This window comes from Gordonia heveisoli (assembly GCF_030315745.1).
In the GTDB taxonomy this organism is placed as follows: Bacteria; Actinomycetota; Actinomycetes; order Mycobacteriales; family Mycobacteriaceae; genus Gordonia.
This window is the reverse complement of the sequence record NZ_JASXSH010000045.1, coordinates 1-2,765: the sequence shown is the minus strand read 5'-3', so window position 1 is coordinate 2,765 and position 2,765 is coordinate 1. Positions and strand designations below refer to the sequence as shown.

General features: G+C 63.8%; 5 protein-coding genes and 1 tRNA gene. 2 read left to right on the top strand and 4 right to left on the bottom strand.

Translation table 11 applies throughout. From position 1 onward, the window contains the following. Positions 1-359, top strand: a 359-nt coding sequence (locus QSJ18_RS20060) for a hypothetical protein (RefSeq protein ID WP_286328419.1), incomplete at its 5' end; no start/stop codon positions are given. A 192-nt stretch (positions 360-551) separates the two neighbouring features. On the opposite strand, the gene QSJ18_RS20055 is transcribed toward QSJ18_RS20060, so the two are convergent. Continuing rightward, positions 552-842: a CopG family ribbon-helix-helix protein gene (locus QSJ18_RS20055; RefSeq protein ID WP_286328418.1), complete on the bottom strand. Its 291-nt coding sequence runs from the start codon at positions 840-842 to the stop codon at positions 552-554. Positions 843-847: 5 nt separating this feature from the next. Then, positions 848-1,144, bottom strand: a complete 297-nt coding sequence (locus tag QSJ18_RS20050) for a hypothetical protein (protein WP_286328417.1) — start codon at positions 1,142-1,144, stop codon at positions 848-850. A 48-nt stretch (positions 1,145-1,192) separates the two neighbouring features. Between QSJ18_RS20050 and QSJ18_RS20045 the strand changes: the two genes are divergently transcribed. Continuing rightward, the gene (locus QSJ18_RS20045) at positions 1,193-1,510 is read left to right on the top strand and encodes a hypothetical protein (RefSeq protein WP_286328416.1); all 318 of its coding nucleotides are present in this window, start codon (positions 1,193-1,195) and stop codon (positions 1,508-1,510) included. 203 nt (positions 1,511-1,713) lie between these two features. On the opposite strand, the gene QSJ18_RS20040 is transcribed toward QSJ18_RS20045, so the two are convergent. Further along, a tRNA-Ser gene (locus QSJ18_RS20040) sits at positions 1,714-1,798 on the bottom strand. 62 nt (positions 1,799-1,860) lie between these two features. Beyond that, the gene (locus tag QSJ18_RS20035) at positions 1,861-2,505 is read right to left on the bottom strand and encodes a trypsin-like serine protease (RefSeq protein ID WP_286328415.1); all 645 of its coding nucleotides are present in this window, start codon (positions 2,503-2,505) and stop codon (positions 1,861-1,863) included. Between the last annotated feature and the right edge of the window lie 260 nt (positions 2,506-2,765).

The window sequence follows — 2,765 nt, the reverse complement described above, 5'->3', positions numbered from 1 at the left end:
CCTCGCCGGAACTCATGAAGCCGTACTGGGCCATGAACCGTATCGAGTACGGTCACCTATTCCCCGATACTCGACTGTTCATCATCTTCGGGTGCTCTCTTGGCGAGTCGGACGGCTGGTGGTGGCGACACGTCTGCCAGGAGCTGAAGCGCAAGCCTGACGGAAGCCCACGGAGCGAACTAGTCATCTATTGGTGGAGTCCCGCCAAGAAGCCCGCCAGTCGGGAAGACGTCCTCGACAAGTTCTTCGCTGGCGCCAAGGTAGATGCGCACAGCCCTGAGCGAACGAGTGTGCAGGACCTAATTCAGGTGGTGCTGTACACGGACGAGACCTCGCCCGTTTTCCTCGCGACGCCCTAACTCCACATCGCTACCGAGGGTGCTCCACTGGATCCCGTTCGAGAGGCGTGCCCGAAACCGGGTGCATCTTTCGCCATTTCGTGCCGAGGTTGATCGACGCCCCCACATCGCGCGATCCCGGCACAGCCCCACGACGAACTAGCACGTACCGGCCTCGGGTGGACGACACGTGCGTCGTGGGGCACCAAACCTCTACACAGTGTGGCGTTCGGTGTACTCGACCAGCGCACGCCGGGCGATCTCGGCCGGCTTCACATGCTCAACCTCAGCAAGCCGATCGAGCTTCGCGCGAATGTCGAGAGGCACACGCACCGACATGGTCGGAGTCTTCCCGACAGCGACACCGCCACGCGGTCGACCAGTCCGCAACGCAGCCGCATCAACCACCTCGACCTCACCGACGATCTCATCGGCGGTCGGGGGATCAGCGGCATAGCTGTCGGCCAGCTTCGAGTAGTCGGCGTCAGAAGTCTTTCGTGTCATGGTTCCTATCCTCGCTGTGGGCCGTAGTTGGGTTCGATCAGGTGGGCAATGCCGAGGCTGGCGATCAGCTTCGGTCGCAGCATCATCGCGTGGAAGACGACGGCCACGTCGGTATCGACGAGGTCGGCGATGACCTCGATGTGCGGGCCCTGCTCGATCGCCGCACCGATATGCAGGAACGGTGCGGTACCGGCCAGGCGCGGGGTCAGTTTCACACGCAGTGCCGGGTAGGCGATGACGGTGCGGATCTCGTCGTCAGCGATGCCGTGCCGTCGGGCGCTGGTGATGATCTCGATCCGCACACCAAAAGTGTAATGCACTTATGGATAAAGTGCAACACACTTTCTTGAGTGGAGGTGCACGATGCTCGGACGACTCATCGACCTCGCCATCGCACCATCACCCTGCTCGCGCGAACCAAAGCCATCATCGACGAACGCACCTACCGAGCACGCGCCGTAAGGATCGCCGAACTCGACGCCTACCGAGAAGCTGGCTGGGAATACGAGTTCGAGGACGACGAGTGCACGACCCGATGCCCTGGTGTCGTCGCCCTGGTGTCGTCGCTGCATCCTCCACCGATACACGCCGGCGATCTCGTACGCACGGGCCGGTCCTCGACGTTGCGCCGGAGCACCTCGGCCGAGGTGAGGTCGGTGAACGTCTGAATGTGTTGTTTGCCACCTTCACGCCAGCGCACGCGAAGCACCTCACCAGAGGTGAGTGAACGACTGTGGATGGACGCCTTCGTGGTCGGGGCGTGACGTCAAATAGGGGAACCATGAAGCGATTCAACCTGCACTGGTACCCGAAAGTGGTTCCCGAAAGTATTCGGGGCCGCAGATCAGGTGTCTGACCTGCGGCCCCTCGGCGGAGGATAGGGGATTTGAACCCCTGAGGGCGTTAACCCAACCCGCGTTCCAGGCGAGCGCCATAGGCCACTAGGCGAATCCTCCAACTCGGCGATAGTAACCGGACGGACGCCGATGACCCAAACCGCCGCCCGCCCCGGCTGTAGCTATCGCAGGTATTGCGGCAGCAGTTTCACCGGCGCGAAGGCCGTCGACCGCTCCGACGAGCCGGAACTCAGGATGCCGATGATCGCGCCGTTCGCGTCGCGGATGCCTGCACCGCTGTCACCGGCAGCCGACCGCAGGTTCGCCCGCACACTGACGGTCGCATGCCGTACCAGGAACGGCGGCGCGAAGCTGATGCCGTTCGCGGTCCGCCGCTTCGGCGTCGGGTCGGAGATGACGCCGCGGGTGAAACCGGTGGTCACACCCCGTTTGGTCACGACCTGACCGCGGAAGAAGCCCGACCGCCAGTTGATGGTGTCGACGGCCACGCGGGCGCGGGGCACCAACCGGATGACGGCGATGTCGAGTCCCTTGGTGATGCGGTTCGCACTGATCCGGCCGATCTTGCGCCCCTGGTTGTCATAGACGGAACGGCCGACCTCGCCGCAGTGGCCGGCGGTGATGGCCTTCACCGGGGAGATGACAGCGCCGAGCGTGCACTTGCTCTCGGTGATGATCGTCTCGTCGACGTAGATCAGCATGCCGGAGCGGACGGAGACCGCGGGTGCCGCCTCGGCCGTCACGGCCGGCGTCGCGGTGACCATCCCGGCCACGAGAACCGCGGCCGCCAGGAACTTCTTGCGCATCGAGTGTTTCTCCCCCTGCTAGTAGTGGTCGTGCGGCGACCAGTACACAGCTCGTTCGCCGCGGGTAATCCTAGCGTCCCGCCGGATTCGTGATAGTGAATCATATATTTCTGATGGCCGTGGGATGCTGTCCGCCGACTAGGGACGACACCATGAGCAACAACACGCCGGTCGTCGTCTCGGAGCCACCGGAGGCCAGGGTGGGGCGCTGGTCGTGGCCACCCTGTTCGACGACCCGCCGCCTACGCAGGCGAACGGTT